This window comes from Pseudomonas putida, assembly GCF_004357765.1.
GTDB lineage: Bacteria > Pseudomonadota > Gammaproteobacteria > Pseudomonadales > Pseudomonadaceae > Aquipseudomonas > Aquipseudomonas putida_U.
On record NZ_SMTE01000009.1, the window covers coordinates 90,968 to 108,712 of the forward strand.

General features: G+C 63.0%; 21 protein-coding genes. 10 read left to right on the forward strand and 11 right to left on the reverse strand.

The features are described from left to right. Positions 1 to 2: 2 nt before the first annotated feature. Complete coding sequence (locus tag E2H86_RS14935) at positions 3 to 212, reverse strand: hypothetical protein (RefSeq protein ID WP_133329107.1); 210 nt, start codon at positions 210 to 212, stop codon at positions 3 to 5. Between the two features lie 292 nt (positions 213 to 504). Here E2H86_RS14935 and E2H86_RS14940 point away from each other — a divergent pair, with 292 nt between their 5' ends. Beyond that, complete coding sequence (locus tag E2H86_RS14940) at positions 505 to 1,431, forward strand: universal stress protein (protein WP_133329109.1); 927 nt, start codon at positions 505 to 507, stop codon at positions 1,429 to 1,431. A gap of 2 nt (positions 1,432 to 1,433) precedes the next feature. Here E2H86_RS14940 and E2H86_RS14945 read toward each other — a convergent pair whose 3' ends face one another. Further along, the gene (locus tag E2H86_RS14945) at positions 1,434 to 2,006 is read right to left on the reverse strand and encodes a GNAT family N-acetyltransferase (RefSeq protein ID WP_133329111.1); all 573 of its coding nucleotides are present in this window, start codon (positions 2,004 to 2,006) and stop codon (positions 1,434 to 1,436) included. Positions 2,007 to 2,190: 184 nt separating this feature from the next. Here E2H86_RS14945 and E2H86_RS14950 point away from each other — a divergent pair, with 184 nt between their 5' ends. The 5 genes from E2H86_RS14950 (at position 2,191) to E2H86_RS14970 (ending at position 6,415) form a co-directional block, all read left to right on the forward strand. Beyond that, on the forward strand, positions 2,191 to 3,105 hold the full coding sequence (locus tag E2H86_RS14950; RefSeq protein WP_133329113.1) for a universal stress protein: 915 nt from the start codon (positions 2,191 to 2,193) through the stop codon (positions 3,103 to 3,105). A gap of 2 nt (positions 3,106 to 3,107) precedes the next feature. Continuing rightward, entirely contained in the window at positions 3,108 to 4,475 is a 1,368-nt protein-coding gene (locus E2H86_RS14955; RefSeq protein ID WP_133329115.1) for an MBL fold metallo-hydrolase RNA specificity domain-containing protein, read from the forward strand. 19 nt (positions 4,476 to 4,494) lie between these two features. After that, positions 4,495 to 5,139 (forward strand): hypothetical protein, encoded by a 645-nt coding sequence (locus E2H86_RS14960; RefSeq protein WP_230385412.1) that lies wholly within the window; start codon positions 4,495 to 4,497, stop codon positions 5,137 to 5,139. A gap of 191 nt (positions 5,140 to 5,330) precedes the next feature. Beyond that, a complete protein-coding gene (locus E2H86_RS14965; RefSeq protein ID WP_133329118.1) occupies positions 5,331 to 5,861 on the forward strand; it encodes a chalcone isomerase family protein in 531 nt (176 codons plus the stop codon). An 11-nt stretch (positions 5,862 to 5,872) separates the two neighbouring features. Beyond that, on the forward strand, positions 5,873 to 6,415 hold the full coding sequence (locus tag E2H86_RS14970; protein ID WP_133329119.1) for a DUF3833 domain-containing protein: 543 nt from the start codon (positions 5,873 to 5,875) through the stop codon (positions 6,413 to 6,415). Between the two features lie 17 nt (positions 6,416 to 6,432). Here the strand turns inward: E2H86_RS14970 and E2H86_RS14975 are convergent, their stop codons facing one another. Genes E2H86_RS14975 through E2H86_RS15000 form a run of 6 tightly spaced genes read right to left on the reverse strand, consistent with a single transcriptional unit; the run spans position 6,433 to position 11,395 of the window. Beyond that, complete coding sequence (locus tag E2H86_RS14975; protein ID WP_133329121.1) at positions 6,433 to 6,930, reverse strand: DUF2878 domain-containing protein; 498 nt, start codon at positions 6,928 to 6,930, stop codon at positions 6,433 to 6,435. Then, a complete protein-coding gene (locus E2H86_RS14980; protein ID WP_133329123.1) occupies positions 6,927 to 8,189 on the reverse strand; it encodes an SAM-dependent methyltransferase in 1,263 nt (420 codons plus the stop codon). The genes E2H86_RS14975 and E2H86_RS14980 overlap by 4 nt, the downstream gene beginning before the upstream one ends. Then, entirely contained in the window at positions 8,164 to 8,973 is an 810-nt protein-coding gene (locus tag E2H86_RS14985) for a DUF1365 domain-containing protein (RefSeq protein WP_133329125.1), read from the reverse strand. Before E2H86_RS14985 ends, E2H86_RS14980 begins: the two co-directional genes overlap by 26 nt. Continuing rightward, positions 8,970 to 10,217: an NAD(P)/FAD-dependent oxidoreductase gene (locus E2H86_RS14990; RefSeq protein ID WP_133329127.1), complete on the reverse strand. Its 1,248-nt coding sequence runs from the start codon at positions 10,215 to 10,217 to the stop codon at positions 8,970 to 8,972. Before E2H86_RS14990 ends, E2H86_RS14985 begins: the two co-directional genes overlap by 4 nt. Positions 10,218 to 10,223: 6 nt before the next feature. Then, the gene (locus E2H86_RS14995) at positions 10,224 to 10,976 is read right to left on the reverse strand and encodes an SDR family NAD(P)-dependent oxidoreductase (protein WP_133329129.1); all 753 of its coding nucleotides are present in this window, start codon (positions 10,974 to 10,976) and stop codon (positions 10,224 to 10,226) included. Next, positions 10,973 to 11,395: a nuclear transport factor 2 family protein gene (locus tag E2H86_RS15000; RefSeq protein WP_133329131.1), complete on the reverse strand. Its 423-nt coding sequence runs from the start codon at positions 11,393 to 11,395 to the stop codon at positions 10,973 to 10,975. The genes E2H86_RS14995 and E2H86_RS15000 overlap by 4 nt, the downstream gene beginning before the upstream one ends. Before the next feature lie 217 nt (positions 11,396 to 11,612). On the opposite strand from E2H86_RS15000, the gene E2H86_RS15005 reads away from it, so the two are divergent. Then, complete coding sequence (locus tag E2H86_RS15005) at positions 11,613 to 12,350, forward strand: MauE/DoxX family redox-associated membrane protein (protein ID WP_133329133.1); 738 nt, start codon at positions 11,613 to 11,615, stop codon at positions 12,348 to 12,350. Between the two features lie 16 nt (positions 12,351 to 12,366). On the opposite strand, the gene E2H86_RS15010 is transcribed toward E2H86_RS15005, so the two are convergent. Further along, a complete protein-coding gene (locus E2H86_RS15010; RefSeq protein ID WP_133329135.1) occupies positions 12,367 to 13,821 on the reverse strand; it encodes a TrkH family potassium uptake protein in 1,455 nt (484 codons plus the stop codon). Positions 13,822 to 14,005: 184 nt separating this feature from the next. Here E2H86_RS15010 and E2H86_RS15015 point away from each other — a divergent pair, with 184 nt between their 5' ends. Then, on the forward strand, positions 14,006 to 15,118 hold the full coding sequence (locus E2H86_RS15015; protein ID WP_133329137.1) for a mechanosensitive ion channel family protein: 1,113 nt from the start codon (positions 14,006 to 14,008) through the stop codon (positions 15,116 to 15,118). 52 nt (positions 15,119 to 15,170) lie between these two features. Here E2H86_RS15015 and E2H86_RS15020 read toward each other — a convergent pair whose 3' ends face one another. Both E2H86_RS15020 and E2H86_RS15025 read right to left on the reverse strand, forming a co-directional pair. Next, positions 15,171 to 15,812 carry a 3-oxoacid CoA-transferase subunit B gene (locus tag E2H86_RS15020; protein WP_133329139.1) on the reverse strand — a complete coding sequence of 214 codons (642 nt, stop codon included), beginning with the start codon at positions 15,810 to 15,812 and terminating at the stop codon, positions 15,171 to 15,173. Between the two features lie 8 nt (positions 15,813 to 15,820). Then, positions 15,821 to 16,516, reverse strand: a complete 696-nt coding sequence (locus E2H86_RS15025; protein WP_133329141.1) for a 3-oxoacid CoA-transferase subunit A — start codon at positions 16,514 to 16,516, stop codon at positions 15,821 to 15,823. 318 nt (positions 16,517 to 16,834) lie between these two features. Here E2H86_RS15025 and E2H86_RS15030 point away from each other — a divergent pair, with 318 nt between their 5' ends. After that, positions 16,835 to 17,272 (forward strand): YeeE/YedE family protein, encoded by a 438-nt coding sequence (locus E2H86_RS15030; protein WP_133329143.1) that lies wholly within the window; start codon positions 16,835 to 16,837, stop codon positions 17,270 to 17,272. Position 17,273: 1 nt separating this feature from the next. Next, positions 17,274 to 17,696 (forward strand): DUF6691 family protein, encoded by a 423-nt coding sequence (locus tag E2H86_RS15035; RefSeq protein WP_133329145.1) that lies wholly within the window; start codon positions 17,274 to 17,276, stop codon positions 17,694 to 17,696. Positions 17,697 to 17,745: the final 49 nt, after the last annotated feature.

A 17,745-nucleotide genomic window follows, 5' to 3' on the forward strand; every position in this document is an offset into this window, starting at 1 on the left:
GGTCATGCCTCCTTCGCACATCGGTGATCGGCTACGCCGTTGCGGGGCGACCCATCTGCCAGCCTGTCCCGCGAGTGAGGGGCATTGAGCCGGTTGTTCAGACGTTCGACGAACAGTTCGGCCTCTTCAGCTGTGCTGAAAGCCACCCGCCAGTCATCCATGCGGACCCACCAGCGCTTTTGTTCGGTGTCGTTCTCGACGTAGACGTTCATCGGAGCCTCCAGAGCATGCATGAGCAAGGTATCTGCAACACGGCAAAACGAAGGCATCCCTGCCGCCAGCGGGTAGGACTCAGGGCCTGGTCACCCCGTTGGCCTGCGATGGAACCGTTGGTGACATGGGGACAGCGTGCGCCGACTAATTTGCCTCGCTTTGATCCGCGTCAAATTCTCTTGCCAAGGTCCATGCCGCTGGTCCGCTGCGGGCGGCAATTGATAAACATCAAATACGCAGGGCAAAGGTGGCAGATGCTCAAGGTACGTACCCCAACCGCTGAGGTGTGCCATGCAAACTCCACAAAGACTGCTGCTGATCGTATCCCCGCTGATGCGCCGAACCCCTGTCTATGACCGCGCTGCCGCGCTGGCCAAGGCCAAGGGCATGGCACTGCACATCGTGGCGTTCGATTACCTGGAAGGGCTGGCCACCGCAGGCTTGGTCAACGACCAGGCACTGGCGGTGATGCGCGAAGGATATGTGCAACAACACCGTGAGTGGCTGGAAAGCCAGGCGCTGTCGATGCGGCGCAATGGCGTCACGGTGACCACCGAAGTGGTATGGGTGCAGCATCCCTTGAACGAGATCCTGGTGCATCTGCGCGAGCAACCATTCGCCATGCTGATCAAGGAGTTCGAGCATGAGCCTTGGTGGGTGAGGGCCATGTTCACCTCGCTGGATATCCAGCTTTTGCGCGAAACCCGCGTCCCCCTGCACCTGGTGCACAAGGCCAGCCATGCGCTGCCGCGCAGGATTCTGGCGGCCGTGGACCTGTCCAGACCGGAGGATCAGTTCGAAGGTTTCAACGACCAGATCATCAGCGAAGCGCTGAAACTGGCGTTGCAGTGCAATGCCCAGATCGACTTGTTATATGCCTACGACCTCGGCTCCATGTACCTGGACGCCGGCGGTAGCCGCGAGCACTCGTTCCTGTTCGACTCGAACCTCGCCCAGACCCTCCATGAGGCCCAAAGCGATGCATTCCAGGCGCTCGCCGAACGCAATGGCATCGCCGTCGAGCATCGACACATGCGCATCGGCGACCCAGCCAAGGTGCTGGCCCTGTACATGGACAACAACGACATCGATGTGCTGGTCATGGGCAGTTATCACCACCGCGGCATCGACTGGTTCATCGGCAGCACCGCCGAGCGGGTGCTGCATCGGTTGTCCAGCAGTGTGCTGGTGATTTCCCCGGAACGTTCCCAGGGTTGAGTTCAAGGCCCGCAAGGGCCTTGTCTTCCGGGGCGCAGGTCGAGTTCGTGCAGGATCTCGCTGACGTCACCCCCCACATAGCTCGAGCTGAAGCCCAGCCCCTTGGCCAGTCGGTGCATGGCGTAGTTGTTCGCCAGGTCCCTGGACATCATGTAGTGGTAGCCGTTGCGCCGCGCAGCGGCGATCAGGTGTTGCAGCAGGTGCCTGCCCAGGCCCTTGCGCTGCCAATCTTCCCTCACCGCCACCGCGCATTCGCAGCGTGGACTGCCCGGGATGCCGGCATAGCGGCTGACGCCGACCTGTTGCAGCTTGCCGTCGACATGCGCCAGTGCGACGTAGGCCATGCGCTGGTGGTAGTCCACCGGCATGCATTGCGTGTCCAGGCTCGGCAAGCCGCCGCTGAGCCCGGCGATGAAGCGAAAGCGGCGCGACTCGTAAGCGATCGTGCTCAGAAAGCGCTTGTCCCGTTCGTGGTCTTCCTCGCGCAGCGGGCGGATCAGTACTGCCGAGCCGTCGTCCAGCTTTTCGACCCAGTGCTCGCACGCTTCTGCCTGGTCAGTCGGATGCCCGTTCATGTCGCCTCCCGGTTGCCGGATCGATGCCTGGTGCTGCTGTTGTAACGTGAAGCGCCGGTTCGGTTCTGACAAACGTCAAACTGAGGATGGGTGGTGGATTTCTGATCTGCATCAAGCGGCATCCGACATTGGCGCGGAATATCGTTCCCAGCGCATTCCCGTCGCCCGTATCCGGAGGTCCATCATGGGTCAATATCGACAGTTGCTGGTGTTGCTCACCGAGGTCGATCCCCACTCGGCCGCGCTGCGCCGGGCCTTGGCCCTGGCGCATGTCAGCGGCGCCAGCGTCCACGTGCTGGGCCTGTTCGAGCCAAGCGAAGAGCATCTGCTGCGCGAGGAGCGGCTGAACGAGGCCGATATCGAGCGCCAGTACGAGCGCTACCGTATCCAGTTGGCGAAGCTGGTCGACCGGCACCGCGCCAGCGGCATCGTGCTGACGGTCGATAGCCTCAGCGCAGAGGACATCCGCAGCCAGGCCATCGACTACATCGGCGAGCTACAGCCTGACATGGTCATCAAGGACAGCGAAACCGCCTCTGCCTTGATGCGGCTGTTCGGCACTCCGCTCGATTGCGCGCTGATGCGAAGCTTCAAGGGCATCACCCAGTTCGTGCCGCAGGCTGCCGTGTCATTGCCTCGGCGCATCCTGGTTGCCGTGGACACCGCCTTCAGCGAGGCGCCTGCAACCCAGGAGCGCTTCAACCAGGGGCTGGTACGCGCTGCCCAGGCCCTGGCCTTGCAGTGTGATGCACAGTTGCACCTGCTCTGCGCCTACAACCTCGCCGGGGTGTTCGCTTCGGACATGAACGTGACTCAGGCCTGGATCGAAGAGATGCGCAAGGCGTTACAGGAGCCTTTCGACGCGCTGGCAGACGCCGAAGGGGTGGCCCTGGACCGTCGCCATTTCGTCGAAGGTGGCCCGGTGCAGGTGATCCGTGAACAGGTGCAGGCTCTGGATATCGATGCGGTCGTGATGGGGGTGGTGCAGCCCAAAGGGTTGGACAAACTGCTCGGCGACACCACCGAACGCCTCGTCGGACGGCCGCCGTGCAGCATCTTCGCGGTTCACCCTGATCTGGCCGGTATCTGGGAGGCCTAGCCATGCACCTGACATTTCTCGGCGGCACCGGGACCGTGACCGGTAGCAAATTCCTGCTGACCCACGATACGACGCGGATACTGGTCGACTGCGGACTGTTCCAGGGCTTCAAGCAGCTACGTCTGCGTAACTGGGAGCCTTTGCCCGCCACCCTGCGGGCGCTCGACGCCGTGGTGCTGACCCACGCCCACCTCGATCACAGCGGCTATCTGCCGGTGCTGGTCCGTGAAGGCTACCGCGGGCCCATCTATGCCACTGCGGCAACCTGCGCCTTGGCGCAGATCCTGCTGCTCGACAGTGCCCGGTTGCAGGAGGAACAGGCAGAGCATGCCAACCGCCACGGCTACTCCAAGCATTCGCCGGCGCGCCCGCTCTATACCGAAGAGGACGCCAAACGTGCGTTGGAGCTGTTTCGCCCGGTGGAGCTGCACCAGACCACGCCTATCGCCGAGGGTATCGAATTGCTGTTGCGCAGTGCCGGACACATTCTTGGCGCGGCGACCGTGCAGATCTGCGCGGGAGGTCAGACCGTGGTTTTCTCGGGCGATTTGGGGCGCCCGCAGGACCCGATCATGCGCGCGCCGGAGTTGGTTCGGACGGCTGACGTACTGTTGGTTGAATCCACCTACGGCGATCGCTTGCATCCTGCAGAGTCCACCGAGCAATACCTGGCCCAGGTCATCAATCAGACGCTCCTGCGCCATGGCATCACCTTGGTTCCGTCCTTTGCCGTTGGCCGGGCGCAATTGCTGATGTACTACCTCTACAAACTCAAGCGCGACAAGTTGATCCCGGATATTCCGGTCTATCTCAACAGCCCGATGGCCACCGATGCCACGCAACTGTACCTGCGTTTCCGGAGCGAGCATCGTCTGAGCGCGGCAGAGTGCGCCTCGATGTGCCAGGGCACGCGGATCGTCCGCACGGTCGACGAATCCCGGCACCTGGATCAGTTGCGCGAGCCGGCGGTGATCATCGCTGCCAGTGGCATGGCCACAGGTGGGCGGGTACTGCACCACCTCAAGGCGCTGGCGCCCAACCCACGCAACAGCATTCTTTTCTCAGGCTTCCAGGCCGGCGGCACGCGCGGTGCCGACATCGTCGCGGGCGCCCACAGCGTGCGCCTGCAAGGCGAGGACGTGCCCATCCGGGCGCAGGTGCATGCCATGGAGAACCTCTCTGCCCATGCTGACGCCGACGAGATCATGGAGTGGTTGCGAGGGTTCAGCCGGCCGCCCCGGCAGACCTACGTCATTCACGGCGAACCTCATGCTGCCGATACCCTGCGCCGGCGTATCAGCCTCGAACTCGGCTGGCAGGTGTGCGTACCTGACTATCAGGAAACGGTTGCCATCGACCCTGTGCGCTGAGCCAGCGCGGGAGGTATCCATGAATACACAAGCTCGGGCCAGGTTGCGGGCCTGGATGCATCGACCCAGGGGCAGTCTGGGCTGGATCGTGGCCATCGTCGCCCTGCTGGTAGCGACCGCCGTCTACAGACACCTGACACCGACCTGGCGCCTGCCCATGCGCGACCCGGTGGTGTTGTTGGCCTTGCTGGCCTTGAGCGCGGCACTGGGTTGGGCGGTGCAGCGAGGCGTCAAACGCACGGTGGGCAAGGCCATCTTCACCAGTGAACAGAGCACTTGGCAGGACAGGCTGGCGTTTCTGCGCGCGGTCGCACGGGAATCCAACGCATTGCTGGCCACGTTGCTGCTGCTGGCTGTGCTGGGAGCGGGTACTGTGTGGCTGGCTGGGCGCTCCGTGGCACAGATCGTCGACCACTGCGAGGCGAGCCTGCAGGGTCAGGTGCAGTCCCCGGAGGACGAGCAGCTCTCGGCACTGATCGGCAAGCCGGTGTGTACCTGCCTGGCGCAAACCTTTCTCGATCGCAACGGGGTGATTCGTCTGGCGTTGTTCGACACGCCCCTGCAGGAAGTGAGCGGTTTGAAGGCACTGACACCGGCCGATGAGCAACGTTGCCTGGAGCAGTTCGACCTGCTCCCGGAGGAGGCGCATGCAACGACGCCTTGATCGGTCATGCCCATCTGAACCCTCTCAGTTATGCCATGGTCAAGCGCATTCCTGCCCGGAGGGCGCGTTGTACCGCTATCTGGACCGGCGCTGAAGGCTGCACCGGCTATCGCCATAGCGTCTGTGCAACGCTTGAATAAAGCTGTACAGAAAACTATCTTTGTACAATATTCAAGGCGTTCGAGGTCAGCATGGCGCAACCTGCTCGCTGCATCTGGCTATTGCTGTTTCTGGTGTTCGCGCAACCGGCAGCCGCCGATTGGCGATCGGCGATGCCCACGGCGCAGCTCCTCGGCAGTGGCGACTTCACCTGGTTCGGCCTGCGGGTCTACAGCGCCAGGCTGTGGACCGTTGGTCCGGTACACGACTGGCAGCAGCCGTTCGCGCTCGAACTGCGCTACCACCGGTCCCTCTCCCGCGACACCTTGGTCAAGGCCAGTGTCGAGGAAATCCGCCGTTTGAACCGCGGTAGGGTGACACAAGCGCAGATCGATGCCTGGTCCGAAAGGCTCGCTGGCGCTTTCGTCGAGGTCACCCCAGGCATGCGCATCACGGGTGTGTATCGACCGGGGCAGGGATGTCGTTTCTATGTCGATGGCAGGCTGACCCAGGTGGTCGACGATCCGCTGTTCGCCCGGGCGTTTTTCGCTATCTGGCTCGATCCCCGGGCCAGGGATACGCAACTGCGCCTGCGCCTGCTCGGCCAGGCCGGCGGCGACTGAGGAGTGTAAACATGTCCAGAGCACTGCTGTTGGTAACCTGCCTGCTGTTGGGAAGCTGTGGCAATGTCGGCGTCGAGCGTTATGCAGGCGAGCGACCGGCGCTCGACCTGGCTGCGTTCTTCTCGCAGCCGGTGCAGGCCTGGGGCATGTTTCAGAAGCGCTCTGGAGAGGTGGTCAAGCGCTTTCATGTGTGCATAGGCAGCCGTCGAGAGGGAGAGCGCTTGATTCTCGATGAGCGTTTCGTGTACAGCGATGGGACTCGCCAACAACGGGTCTGGACACTGGTGCCGGACGGCCCCGGACGCTGGCGCGGCACCGCGGGGGACGTGATCGGCGAAGCACGCGGTGAGGTGGCGGGCAATGCCCTGCGCTGGCGTTACCAGTTGGACCTGCCGGTCGACGGGCGGCACTGGCAGATGGACATGGATGACTGGATGTTCCTGATGGACGAAGACACCCTGATCAACCGTACCCGCATGAGCAAATTGGGCGTGGAAGTCGGCCAGGTCACCTTGTTCTTCCGGCGCACGCCCAGCGCCGCTAGCTGTAACTGAGCACGCTAGATCAGCTTTCAGCGGCCTTGGTGTGCCGCCAGGCGTGCCAGCAACGGTAGCGCCAGTGCCCAGATCGGCACCAGACATAGAGCGGTCGGCAATGGGCCGAGGGGCAAATCGACACCTGCCAGCCCGGCACCGCCCACGTATGCCCCTGGCCCACCCATCCCTCCGACCAGGGCGCCGCGCCACAATGGCCAGCCTGTCCAGGCCAGGCTATGGCGCAGACCGCTGGCCAGCACCAGCCACAACAACGCGAGCCAGAGTGGCAGCGGCCAGGCGACGAAAGCGAAAAGGCCCAGCGCGCCCAGCAGGCTATCGAGTACACAGCCTGCCAATGCGACCCGCCACAGTGCCGCGACCTCGCTCCCCCGGGCCGGGCTCAGGTACAAGTGAATGCCCAGCCCGAGCGCGACCAGCGACAACAGCCAGGGGCGCTGGGCGCCGAGCACGCACAGCCACCAGCCGGCCTGCAACCACAAGGCATTGGCCAGTAGCCACCGAGTGCTGCTCATCGCGGCTCAGGCAAGGGCGCCCGCCGGGCCTGGGGCGCTGCCCAGAGCAATTGGGCCACACCGATGGCCCGCTCTTCGAATCCTCCCTGGCAGTAGCACAGGTAGAACTCCCACAGGCGCTGGAAGGCATCGTCGTATCCCAGCTGGCTCAAGCGGGTGCGTGCCTGGCGCAGGTTGTCGCGCCAATGGCGCAGGGTCCGTGCGTAGTCCGCGCCGAAGTCCTCCAGGTGCACCAGGTTGAGCGTTGTCTCGCGGCTGGCAGTCTGCAGCATCACGCTCAGCGAGGGCAGGGCTCCGCCGGGGAAGATATGGCGTTGGATGAAGTCCACCGAGCGTCGGGCCTGGGCGTAGCGTTGGTCACGCATGGTGATCGCCTGCAACAACATCAGCCCGTCGGGCTTGAGCCGTGCGGCGCATTGGCGAAAGTAGATCGGCAGGTAGCGGTGGCCCACGGCCTCGATCATCTCGATGGAGACCAGTTTGTCGAAGCTGCCCTTCAGGTCACGGTAGTCGTCGCGCAGCACCGTCACCTGTGCCTCCAGACCCATGGCCCGCACGCGCTGCAAGGTATAGGCGTACTGCGCTTCCGACAGCGTGGTGGTGGTGACCCGACAGCCGTGGCGGGTGGCGGCATGGATGGCCAGGCTGCCCCAACCGCAGCCGATCTCCAGCAGGTGGTCGCTGGGGCGCAGTTCGAGCTTTTGGCAGATGCGTTCGAGTTTGTGCAACTGGGCTTGTTCCAGTGGCTGTTCGGGGTACTCGAACTGGGCGGCTGAATACATCATGGTCGGGTCGAGCAGTTGTTCGAACAAGGCATTACCCAGGTCATAGTGCGCCAGGATGTTGCGCCGCGCGCCGTGCCGGCTGTTGCGGTGCAACCGATGAAACAGTTGCAACGCCGGGCGGCCCAGGCGTGCCAGTCCTCCTTCAAGGGCGTCCAGGACAGCGAGGTTGGCTACGAACAGACGTGTCACCAAGGCGAGGTCGGGGCTGCGCCAGTAGCCTTGGATATAGGCCTCGCCGGCGCCGATCGAGCCATTGCCTGCCAACAGGCTCCAGGCGGCTTCATCGAGGATTTCCACTTCGGCCTGCAAAGGGCTGGCAGCATCGCCGAAGCTCCACTGCCTGCCATGGCTGAGCACGCGCAGATGGCCGTGGCGCAGCTTGCCCAGTTGGGCCAGGACGAGGGTTCGGGCCAGGGTCCCGAGCCGCGGTGCCAGACCGGATGACTTGCTAGCGCTCAGGGTGGTGTTGGGCATGATCGGGGTCCTCGCAGGGTTGGCCAACCACCAGATCGCCCCGGCGTTCGGCATGGTCATGGACGGGTACGCGTTTGAGCAACAGGCGCAGCGCCTGCCAATAGATGCCTGAGACGGTGCGCAGGCTCATCCAGGGAAACGTCAGGATGTAGTGCCGTAACGCCTGTCGGGTAAGCGGTTGGCGTTGCAGGTTGAGCGTGGCGTCGAATACCTTCTGCCCGTCCTGCCAGTTCTGCATGTGGATGCGCAGCTGGTCGGCGTCCATGCGCAAGGTCAAGCGGTACTCCATGTCCAGCGGCATGAACGGTGACACATGAAAGGCCTTGGCCAGGGTGAACGACGTGGACAGTTCGCCCTGGACCGGCAACACGTAGTGGAAGCGTTCTCGCCAGGGGGTATTGCGTACTTCCAGCAGGATCGCGGCCAGTCGCTGGTCGGCGTCGTGGCAGAAGTAGAAGCTGACCGGGTTGAACGACAGCCCCCAGCAACGTAATTGCGTCAGCAGGTGCACCGGCCCCTCGGGCGTCTGGCCGAGGGCCTGGCAGACCAGCGAGCGTGCGGCCTGAGCCAGCGGCATGCCGCGACCGGTCAAGGCGGGCAGGTAGTCGGTTTCGCGCCAGCTCAGCGGTGCCAGGCGCCAGGGCCTGAGCCCGCGCGAGAGGCTCATCCAAGCGGCGTGTTCGTCCAGGTCCAGATAGAACATTCCCATGTGGTAGGTAAACGCGTGGACCTTGGGGACCAGGCGGCGGTGGCTGAGCCAGCCTACGCAAAGTGCGCTGTTCACAGCTGCTCGCCAAAATGGCCAGCGACCTGCAACGCGCTGACCACCCCGTCTTCATGAAAGCCATTGCCCCAATACGCACCGCAGAAGTAGCTGTTCAGATGCCCCTGCAACTGGGCCTTGCGCCCTTGCGCCGCCGAAGCGCGCAGGGTGTATTGCGGGTGGGCGTAGCGCAAGCGGGCGATGATTTGCGTCGGGTCGATCAGGGCGGTCTGGTTCAGACTGACGCAGAAGGTCACCGGCGCTTTCAGCCCCTGCAGCAGGTTCATGTTGTAAGTGACCGCAGCCGGGGCGTTCTCGGCTGCACCCAGGCGGTAGTTCCAGCTCGCCCAAGCCAGTTTGCGTTGAGGGAGCAGCCGGGTGTCGGTGTGCAGGACGACGTCATTGTCGGCGTAGCCGATGCCACCCAATACGGCACGCTCCTGGGCGGTCGGCGCTTGCAGCATGGCCAGGGCCTGTTCGCTATGGCAGGCGAAGACCACGCTGTCGAAGCGTTCGATGCCGGCGGTGCTGACGACGGTGGCACCGGCTTCGTCGCGGCTGACTCGCTCGACCTTGCAGCCGAGACGTATGCGCTCGGCGAAGGTTCGGCACAGCGGTTCCACATAGCTGCGCGAGCCGCCCTGGATGACCCGCCATTGAGGTCTATCGTTCACCGACAGCAAGCCATGGTTGCGGCAGAAACGCACGAAGAAGCGCAGCGGGAAGGCGAGCATGTCGGCGCGCGACATCGACCAGATCGCCGAACCCATCGGTACGATGTAGTGCTCGATGAAGCGATGGCCGTAGCCTTGGGCGAGCAGGTAGGCGCCCAAGGTGGTGGTCGGATCGATACGTTGGTTGTCCAGGTCGGTGATCACCTGTCGGTTGAAGCGCAGGATATCGCGCAACATGCCCCAGAACCCCGGTGACAGCAGGTTGCGCCGTTGCGCGAACAGTGTATTGAGGTCATGACCGTTGTATTCCAGGCCGGTGCGCGGGTCATGCACCGAAAAGCTCATCTGCGTCGGTTGCGATGCAACGTTGAGCTGATCGAGCAGGCGTATGAAATTTGGGTATGTCCAGTCGTTGAAAACGATGAAGCCCGTGTCGATGGCATAGCGTTGGCCCTGCCAGTCGACATCGAGGGTATGGGTGTGCCCGCCGATCCATCGCTCGGCCTCGAACACCGTGACCTCATGTTTGCGCGACAGCAGGTAGGCGCAGGTCAGCCCTGCGATGCCGCTACCGATGATGGCGATGCGCATGCTTCGTCACTCCTGTTCCGCACGTGCCAGACGCTTGCCCAGGGCCAGGCGCAGCCGTGGCGGCAACGCCCCGAGCAGGCGCAACAGCAATGTGAAAGCGCCGGGGAAGTTGATTTCCAGGGGCCGGCGCGGCAATCGCCTGGCGATATGCTGGGCGGCGCGTTGCGCCGACCATATCTGCGGCATGGGAAAGTCGTTGCGGCGGGTCAGCGGGGTGTCGACGAAACCCGGGCTGATCAGGGTGACATCGATGCCTTCATGCGCCAGGTCGATACGCAAGGACTCCACCAGGTAACGCACGGCGGCCTTGGAGGCGCCATAGGCACCGGCGCGGGGCAAGGCCAGCCAAGTCACCGAACTGCCTATGACCACCAGATGCGGTGCATGCCCGGCGCGCAACAAGGGTAGGGCAACGCCCAGGCAATGGCTGACGGCCAGGAAATTGGTGCGTATCACGCGTTCGACCAGGGCCGGGTCGAAATGCCCAGGCTCGAGGTACTCGCACGTGCCTGCGTTGAGAATCACCAGATCCAGTGCGCCCCAAGCCTGTTCGATGCGTCTGGCGATGTCGGTCACCTGCTCGGGCCTATCGAGATCGCCGATGGCCAGCAACGCCTGTCCGGGAAACTGCTCGACCAGGGCAGTGAGACGGTCGGCCCGGCGGCTGCCCAGCGCCACTTGGTGGCCGCTTTCCAGCAGGCTCTGAGCCAGTGCAGCGCCGATGCCGCTACTGGCGCCGGTCAACCAGCAGCGGCTCATTTCAGGCGGCCCTTGAGCCAGCGGATGGCACTGCCCATGACCGGGACATGCTCGTAAAGCAACGCGCCAGCGTCGAAATAGTCCTGATGGAAGTGCACCCGGTCACGCCATTGCAGGTAGCTGCAACCTTGCACTTGGATCGGCTGGCCGCTGGCCAGGCGCGGGTGGCGAAACTGCAGGGACCAGCGCAGGTAGCCTTGGCCGGGACTGAGCTCATCGGCGCCGAGGATGGCGTAGCGGATGTCGTGGGTGTTGGCGTACAACTGGTCGAAGTATCCCCGCAGGGCCTGAAGGCCCTTCAACTCATGCAGGGGGTCACGAAAGGTGACGTTTTCATCGTACAGGTTGCCCAGGTCATCGAGCGTGCTGGCGTCGAGACTGGCGAAGCGCTGGGCGAACCGTTGGAGATAGTCGGACATGCGAGACTCCAGACATTCTTGTACAACCATGCCAGGTTGTACAGGTATAGCTGAAGACTAGGATAAAACTTGTACGCGCACAATTATCTTGTACAAGTTTTTGTGTCGTCCTTGGCCTCAATCGGTCCGTTCATCGCTCAACGCTGACTCAAGCTCAACCAATCCGGCAGACGTCACTCCACTGACGTAACTGCCCTGGTTGACGAGGAGACCGCTGATGGCCGAGAAAGAGGCCGTGTTGTACCGCATGGTGATGCCCGAGCACGTGTGTCCGTTCGGGCTCAAATCAAAATATCTACTGACCCAGGCTGGCTACGAAGTCGAAGACAACTGGCTGAGGACTCGCGAGGAGACGGACAGGTTCAAGGAGCGCGAAGGCGTGAAGTCCACGCCGCAGATTTGGATAGATCACCAGCGCATCGGTGGCTACGATGACCTTCGTCAGCATTTAGGCAAAGGCAGTGCGCAAGCCAATCGGTATCGCCCTGTCGTGACGGTGTTCCTGTGTGCCTTGTTGCTGGCAGGGGTACTGGCGCTGATGGGGGTGGGGCAGTTCGGTCTGGCCTGGCTGGTGCAGGGGTTCTTCGCTATCACCATGTTGCTGCTGGCGATGCTGAAACTTCAGGACGTCGAGTCGTTCAGCAACATGTTTCTGGGTTACGACCTGCTCGCTCAGCGCTGGGTGCCTTATGCCTACGTTTATCCCTACGGCGAGGCGCTGGCGGGGCTGCTCATGGTGGCGGGCTGGCTCAGTTGGTTATCCGGTCCGCTAGCGATGGTGCTCGGCGGTGTGGGCGCGGTCTCGGTGTTTCGCGCCGTGTACATCGAAAAACGCGAGCTCAAGTGCGCCTGCGTGGGCGGCAGCAGCAATGTGCCGCTGGGGGCGATTTCCCTGACCGAGAACCTCATCATGTTCGGCATGGGCCTATGGATGCTGCTCAGGTACGTCGCGTGAAGGCACGCATAGTCGCTTAGAACCTCCAGAACGCAGGGGCTACCAGCACCAGCACGGTGAGGATTTCCAGGCGTCCCAGAAGCATGCCGATGGTCAGCAGCCACTTCGCCGAATCGGGCAGCGAGGCAAAGTTGCCGGCGGGGCCAATCAGTTCGCCCAGGCCAGGTCCAACGTTGCAGACGGCGGTGGCTGCGCCACTCAGGGCGGTGGTCCAGTCAAGCCCGATCAACGACAGCAGCAGGGCGATCACCGCAATGGTGATGGAGAAGAAGAACGAAAAGGTCAGCAGCGACCGCACGATTTCTTCGTCGATCGGATGACCGTTGTATTTCTTCGAAATCGTCGCCCGAGGATGGATCAACTGCTTCAAGCTGCCGATCAGCAGCGATGCAGCGACTTGAAAGCGGAAAATCTTCAAGCCACCGGCTGTCGACCCTGAGCATCCGCCGATGAAGGTCAGGTAGAAGAACAGCATGACTGCAAACCCGCCCCAGAGGGTGTAGTCACCGACGGCAATGCCGGTGGTGGTGACCACCGAGGTCACATTGACCGCCACGACCCGGAATGCGTCCCACCAGCTCAGGTCGCTGTGCCAGCACAGCCAGCTGCCGACCGTGACCCAGACGAACAGCAGAAAACCCAGGAAGCCGCGGACCTGGTGATCTTTGAGCAAAGCCCGTCGATGCCCGCGCAGGGTCGCCACATACAGGGTGAAGGGCAGGCTGCCGAGAATCATGATCACCACGGCCACCCAGTGCACTGCCGGTTGGGTCCAGTGCCCGAGCGATGCGTCGGAGGTCGAGAAGCCGCCGGTCGAGACCAGCGACATCGAATGATTGATGGCGTCGAACGGCGTCATTCCGGCGAGCCACAGGGCAACGAAGCCCAATCCGGTGATTGCCAGGTAGATCAGCAGGATCATCTTGGCCGCAACGTGGGAGCGCGGTGTCACTTTGTCCGACCAGTCCGAAGACTCGGTCTGGAACAGGCGCATACCACCGACCCGCAACAGCGGCAGAATCGCGACGGCCATGCCGATGAAGCCGATGCCCCCCAGCCAGTGCAGCAGCGAGCGCCAGATCAGCAGGCCTGGTGACGCTGTGTCGAGCCCCGTCAGCACGGTGGATCCGGTCGTGGTGATGCCCGACATGGTTTCGAAGAAGGCATCCGTGTAGCTGATATGGCGAATGAACACCATCGGCAACGCGGCGAAAGCACAGACGGTGACCCAACTAGCGGTGGTCAGCAAATACATGTCCCTGGCCCTTATCTGCGGTGCCTCGGGGATGCCGCGGGCGATCAGGGCGACGCCGGCGCACAGGGCGATCAGGCTCGACCAGGCGAAGGCACCGAGGTCATCGCTGCGACCATAGAGCAACAGCGTCGTCATGGGAATCACCATGCTGACGGCCAGCGTGATCAGGAAAACACCAATGATGAAGCCAATGAAACGCAACGCAGGGAGTGGCATCGAACGAGCTCATTCGGGATATGCCGCGCAGTATTGACGGATCTGCGCCAATGTCGAGTAAAAAACGCGTAAAGGAGAAGATAGATCGCGATGGCGAGCAAATCCGATCGACCTCCTGGGCCTGTGCGGCGTCAGATGCAGCGTACCGTCAATCATCCGAGGAGCATCAGGAGGCCTGCCCACCATGAATGATCGCATCATCGACACCATTACCCACACCACGGTATTCGGTATTTCCGTACTCAACGTACTGGTAGCCCTGTGCGCTGCCGCCGCCACTTTCTTGTTGGCGCGCACGGCCGTTGGCTTCCTCAAGCGTCGGATACGGCATACCGGCGCATTCAACCAAGTGCTGGCCCAGGTGCTGGCGGGCACCAGCAACCTGCTGTTGCTGCTGGCGTCGCTGTTGGTCGGGTTGGGACTGCTCGACCTGCCCGAACGGTGGTTGAGCCGTGTCGGCAGCCTGTGGTTCGTGGTGGCGGCGCTACAGATCGGTTTGTGGTTGAACCGTGCGATCGCCCTGGGCCTGGCCCGCTATTTTTCCCGCCACGGCGGCGACGGGCTCTACCAGGGCAGTGCGCTGGCGACGTTGTCGGCCTGGGGCGCTCGCGTGCTGCTCTGGTCGGTGGTGGCCTTGGCCATGTTGTCCAACCTGGGCGTGAACATCACGGCCTTCGTGGCCAGCCTGGGCGTAGGCGGCATCGCGGTGGCACTGGCTGTGCAGAACATTCTCGGCGACCTGTTCGCTTCGCTGTCGATTGCAGTAGACAAGCCTTTCGAGGTGGGAGACTTCATCGTCATCGGCCCGCTGGCAGGCACCGTGGAGCACGTCGGGCTCAAGACCACACGAATCCGCAGCCTCGGCGGCGAGCAGATCGTCATGGCCAACGCCAGCATGATCAGCAGCACTATCCAGAATTACAAACGCCTGCAGGAGCGGCGTATCGTCTTCGAATTCGGTTTGTCCTATGACACACCCACCGAAGCCGTGAAAAAGGCGCCCGCCATCGTCGAAGAGGTCATCAAGGCGCAGGATCAGGTTCGCTTCGACCGCGCCCACCTGCGTGGCTTTGGCAAGGAGGCGCTGGAGTTCGAGTGCGTCTACATCGTTCAAGACCCTGGCTACAACCTGTACATGGACATTCAGCAAGGCATCAATTTCGGCTTGCTCGAACGATTCTCCCGTATTGGCGCCAGGTTCGCCGTGCCGGTGCGTGCGATCAAGGTCACGGCGCTGCCTGAGCAGACCAGCGTGGTGGGGCAGGGGCGTGAGGGCGGAGCTTTGAAGAGGGGGTAATTCAAGTGCCGCTGGCCAGTCGGCCAGCGGCACCTGTTCGACGCTGCGCCGTTTACATGTACAGCGGCACACCACTGAGCCGTTGCAGCTCATCGAAGTCGATGTCAGCGCAGATCTCGATCACCTTGAGCCCATCGGACGTCACTTCCAGCACGGCCAGGTCGGTGTAGATGCGGCTGACGCAACCGATGCCGGTCAGCGGATAGGTGCACTCAGGCACCAGCTTGCTCTCGCCGGTCTTGGTCAGGTGGTCCATCATCACGAACACCTGACGGGCACCGGTGGCGAGGTCCATCGCACCGCCCACGGCAGGGATCGAGCCTTCGGCGCCGGTATGCCAGTTGGCCAAGTCGCCCTTGACCGATACCTGGAAGGCGCCCAGGACGGCGATGTCCAGGTGGCCGCCACGCATCATCGAGAACGAGTCGGCGTGGTGGAAGAAGGCGCCACCGGTTAGCAGGGTCACGTGCTGCTTGCCGGCGTTGATCAGGTCATCGTCTTCCTCGCCCGGCGCAGGGCTCGGGCCCATGCCCAACAGGCCGTTCTCGCTGTGCAGGAACACTTCTTTGTCGCCCAGGTAGTTGGCGACCAAGGTCGGGGCGCCGATGCCCAGGTTCACGTAGGCGCCTTCCTGGATGTCTGCGGCCACGCGCTGGGCCATCTCGGTGCGGGACAGTTTTTTGGTGATGGTCATGGCAGGCCTCAGACAGCGTTGGCGATCGAAGATGCGGCAGCCCCGGAAACGGCGACCACGCGCTGAACGAAAATACCCGGCGTGATGATGTGTTCCGGGTCCAGTTCGCCGAGCTCGACGATCTGGTCGACCTGGGCGATGGCAGTCTTGGCTGCCATGGCCATGATCGGGCCGAAATTGCGGGCGGCCTTGCGGTAGACCAGGTTGCCCCAGCGGTCGCCCTTGTAGGCTTTGATCAGGGCGAAGTCGGCGTGCAGCGGCATTTCCAGGACGTACTGGCGACCGTCGATCTCACGGGTTTCCTTGCCTTCGGCCAGCAGGGTGCCGTAACCGGTTGGCGAGAAGAACGCACCGATGCCCGAGCCGGCTGCGCGAATACGCTCGGCCAGATTGCCTTGCGGTACCACTTCCAGCTCGATCTTGCCGGCCCGGTACAACTCGTCGAAGACGTAGGAGTCGGATTGGCGCGGGAACGAGCAGACCACCTTGCGCACGCTGCCCGCCTTGAGCAGGGCGGCCAGACCGATTTCACCGTTGCCGGCGTTGTTGCTGATGATGGTCAGATCGCGGGCACCGGTGTCGATCAGGGCATCGATGAGCTCGGACGGCATGCCGGCAGTGCCGAAGCCACCGACCATGATGGTCGAACCGTCTTTAATGCCTTCCACCGCGCTGGCGATGGACTCGAATGTTTTATTGATCAAAGCGAGCTCCTGGTTCTTCCTGGAGTATGGATTGTCGAACTGGCCGGCGTGCGGTGAAAAGACAGGGCCAGTCAGCGCTTGGAAAATGTCTGTCGACTTGCGCTATAGCCTGCCGCAGAGAGGGCGACAAGTAGAGAGGGAATCGCGGAATTTGTGCGGTTATCGAACGGTTGTGCGATGTGCGGGCATCGCGGCGGGCACTGGCTCAGCCGGCGCCCGTCGCGGCGCCTGACAGCAGTGACGCGTCGGTGTTCAGCGATTGAACACAGCTGGTAGAGAGGTTCAGAATCTTGCCACAGGTAGGATAAGGAGAGCGAGATGGTCGTTGACATGGGCGCATTCACGCCCTGGTCGGCTTTGGCCGGTGGCGTACTGATCGGATTGGCGGCGGGAATGTTCGTGGTGGCGAATGGGCGCATCGCTGGCATCAGCGGCTTGCTGGCGTCGTTGCTGCAGCGCGCAGGGGAGGGGCGGGGCGAGAAGCTGTGCTTTTTGCTTGGCATCCTGGCCGCGCCGATGCTCTGGCAAGCGTTCTCGGCGATGCCTGTCGTTGATTTCAGCGCCACGCCCTGGTCGCTGATGGCGGCTGGACTACTGGTCGGCGTGGGTACCCGTTATGGCGGTGGCTGCACCAGTGGTCACGGAGTGTGCGGCCTGTCCCGGCTGTCGCCCCGGTCGGCGCTGGCCACGGTGTGTTTCATGGCTGCGGGTTTCGCCACCGTGTACGTCATCCGGCATTTGCTTAGAGGAGCGTGACATGAAACGGATCATGGCCTTCGTGGCAGGACTGCTGTTCGGCCTGGGCTTGTTGCTGTCAGGCATGGCCAACCCTGCCAAGGTGCTGGGCTTTCTCGACCTTGCCGGGCGCTGGGATCCGTCACTGGCCTTGGTCATGGTCGGTGCCATCGGTGCCGCATTGTTGCCCATGGCCTGGGCGCGTCGGCACGACGTGGCGTTGCTCGGTGGCAAGATGCAGTTGCCCACCCGGCGCGATCTGGACCGCCGCCTGATCGGCGGCAGCCTGGTATTCGGCGTTGGCTGGGGGCTGGCGGGCGTCTGTCCCGGGCCGGCCCTGGTGTTGTTGCCTGCAGGTCACTGGCAGGCCTGGCTGTTCGTGGCCGCGATGCTGGTCGGCATGTTGCTGTTCAACGCCGTCGAAGCGTTTCGTGCTGCCCCGTGAGGTCAATGAGCGAGCGTAAGCATCGCCCGGGTCAGCACTTCAGATTGCC

Excerpts from the sequence above, each read along its gene's own strand:
- E2H86_RS14935 (WP_133329107.1), bottom strand. The coding sequence starts at position 212 with ATGAACGTCTACGTCGAGAACGACACCGAACAAAAGCGCTGGTGGGTC.
- E2H86_RS14940 (WP_133329109.1), top strand. The coding sequence starts at position 505 with ATGCAAACTCCACAAAGACTGCTGCTGATCGTATCCCCGCTGATGCGC.
- E2H86_RS14945 (WP_133329111.1), bottom strand. The coding sequence starts at position 2,006 with ATGAACGGGCATCCGACTGACCAGGCAGAAGCGTGCGAGCACTGGGTC.
- E2H86_RS14950 (WP_133329113.1), top strand. The coding sequence starts at position 2,191 with ATGGGTCAATATCGACAGTTGCTGGTGTTGCTCACCGAGGTCGATCCC.
- E2H86_RS14955 (WP_133329115.1), top strand. The coding sequence starts at position 3,108 with ATGCACCTGACATTTCTCGGCGGCACCGGGACCGTGACCGGTAGCAAA.
- E2H86_RS14960 (WP_230385412.1), top strand. The coding sequence starts at position 4,495 with ATGAATACACAAGCTCGGGCCAGGTTGCGGGCCTGGATGCATCGACCC.
- E2H86_RS14965 (WP_133329118.1), top strand. The coding sequence starts at position 5,331 with ATGGCGCAACCTGCTCGCTGCATCTGGCTATTGCTGTTTCTGGTGTTC.
- E2H86_RS14970 (WP_133329119.1), top strand. The coding sequence starts at position 5,873 with ATGTCCAGAGCACTGCTGTTGGTAACCTGCCTGCTGTTGGGAAGCTGT.
- E2H86_RS14975 (WP_133329121.1), bottom strand. The coding sequence starts at position 6,930 with ATGAGCAGCACTCGGTGGCTACTGGCCAATGCCTTGTGGTTGCAGGCC.
- E2H86_RS14980 (WP_133329123.1), bottom strand. The coding sequence starts at position 8,189 with ATGCCCAACACCACCCTGAGCGCTAGCAAGTCATCCGGTCTGGCACCG.
- E2H86_RS14990 (WP_133329127.1), bottom strand. The coding sequence starts at position 10,217 with ATGCGCATCGCCATCATCGGTAGCGGCATCGCAGGGCTGACCTGCGCC.
- E2H86_RS14995 (WP_133329129.1), bottom strand. The coding sequence starts at position 10,976 with ATGAGCCGCTGCTGGTTGACCGGCGCCAGTAGCGGCATCGGCGCTGCA.
- E2H86_RS15000 (WP_133329131.1), bottom strand. The coding sequence starts at position 11,395 with ATGTCCGACTATCTCCAACGGTTCGCCCAGCGCTTCGCCAGTCTCGAC.
- E2H86_RS15005 (WP_133329133.1), top strand. The coding sequence starts at position 11,613 with ATGGCCGAGAAAGAGGCCGTGTTGTACCGCATGGTGATGCCCGAGCAC.
- E2H86_RS15010 (WP_133329135.1), bottom strand. The coding sequence starts at position 13,821 with ATGCCACTCCCTGCGTTGCGTTTCATTGGCTTCATCATTGGTGTTTTC.
- E2H86_RS15015 (WP_133329137.1), top strand. The coding sequence starts at position 14,006 with ATGAATGATCGCATCATCGACACCATTACCCACACCACGGTATTCGGT.
- E2H86_RS15020 (WP_133329139.1), bottom strand. The coding sequence starts at position 15,812 with ATGACCATCACCAAAAAACTGTCCCGCACCGAGATGGCCCAGCGCGTG.
- E2H86_RS15030 (WP_133329143.1), top strand. The coding sequence starts at position 16,835 with ATGGTCGTTGACATGGGCGCATTCACGCCCTGGTCGGCTTTGGCCGGT.
- E2H86_RS15035 (WP_133329145.1), top strand. The coding sequence starts at position 17,274 with ATGAAACGGATCATGGCCTTCGTGGCAGGACTGCTGTTCGGCCTGGGC.